Here is a 1,156-nt window from a genome sequence, read left to right on the forward strand (position 1 = left end):
CCTCAGCCCTCCTCGGGCCCGCCCGCCTCGGGCCCGCCCGCCTCCTGCGCACCGGCGGCCGCGGAGGCCTGCGCACCGCGGGCGGCCTCGCGCGCGGCCTTGCGCACCTTGCGGTCCGAGACCGGCCGGTCGCCGAACTCGGTGCCGTCCAGCACCTCCGCGCCGGCCGCCTCGGCGGCCTCCGGGGAGTCGGTGGGGTACGCGCCCGGCGCGGGGCGGCGCTTGCGCAGCGGCGGGCGCACCCCGTCGGCCAGCCGGCGGGTGGTGATGAGGAAGCCGGTGTGCCCGACCATGCGGTGCTGCGGGCGCACCGCCAGGCCCTCCAGGTGCCAGCCGCGCACCATCGACTCCCACGCCTCCGGCTCGGTCCAGCGCCCCGACTCGCGGGCCGCCTCCGCCACCCGCGACAGCTGCGTGGCCGTCGCGACGTAGCAGATGAGGACCCCGCCGGGCGCGAGGGCGTCGGCCACCGCGTCCAGGCACTCCCACGGCGCCAGCATGTCCAGCACGGCCCGGTCGGCGCCGGTGCCGCCGGCCGCCGACAGGCCGCTGCCGGGCAGCGACTCCACGAGGTCGCCCACCTGCAGCGTCCACGCCGGGTGCGGGCCGCCGAAGAACGTCTCCACGTTGCCGCGGGCGACGTCGGCGAAGTCCTCGCGCCGCTCGAAGGAGTGCACCCGGCCCGCGTCGCCCACCGCGCGCAGCAGCGACATCGTCAGCGCGCCCGAGCCGACCCCGGCCTCGATGACGACGGCGCCGGGGAACAGGTCGGCCATCTGCACCACCTGCCCGGCGTCCTTGGGGTAGACCACGGCCGCGCCGCGCGGCATCGAGAGCACGAAGTCGGCCAGCAGCGGGCGCAGCACGAGGTACTCCACGCCCGCCGAGTTGGTGATCGTCGTCGCGTCCGGGCGCCCGATGAGGTCGTCGTGCACGAACCTGCCGCGGTGGGTGTGGAACTCCTTGCCGGGGGTCAGGGTGATGGTGTGCATCCGCCCGCGCGGGTCGGTGAGCTGCACGCGCTCGCCCTCGCGCAGCGGTCCACGGCGGGTGCTGGCACCCGTCGGCGGGGGTGTGGGGGTGGTCACGGACGTCCTTCCGTCAGGGGTCATCGGGTGTGCGCCGGCGCGGGGCGGCGGGTCGGCGCACACCCGAT

The 1,156-nt window shown here is 77.3% G+C and carries 1 protein-coding gene; it reads right to left on the bottom strand.

Annotation, left to right across the window (positions count from 1 at the left end):
* Positions 1–2: 2 nt before the first annotated feature.
* A complete protein-coding gene (locus tag GTQ99_RS23435; RefSeq protein WP_166618046.1) occupies positions 3–1,112 on the bottom strand; it encodes a tRNA (adenine-N1)-methyltransferase in 1,110 nt (369 codons plus the stop codon).
* Positions 1,113–1,156: the final 44 nt, after the last annotated feature.

The sequence above is a fragment of the Kineococcus vitellinus genome (genome assembly GCF_009906315.1).
GTDB classification, from domain to species: Bacteria; Actinomycetota; Actinomycetes; order Actinomycetales; family Kineococcaceae; genus Kineococcus; species Kineococcus vitellinus.

What these genes read in the sequence shown, in the direction of transcription:
- GTQ99_RS23435 (WP_166618046.1), bottom strand. Translation starts at nt 1,112, where the DNA reads ATGACCCCTGACGGAAGGACGTCCGTGACCACCCCCACACCCCCGCCG.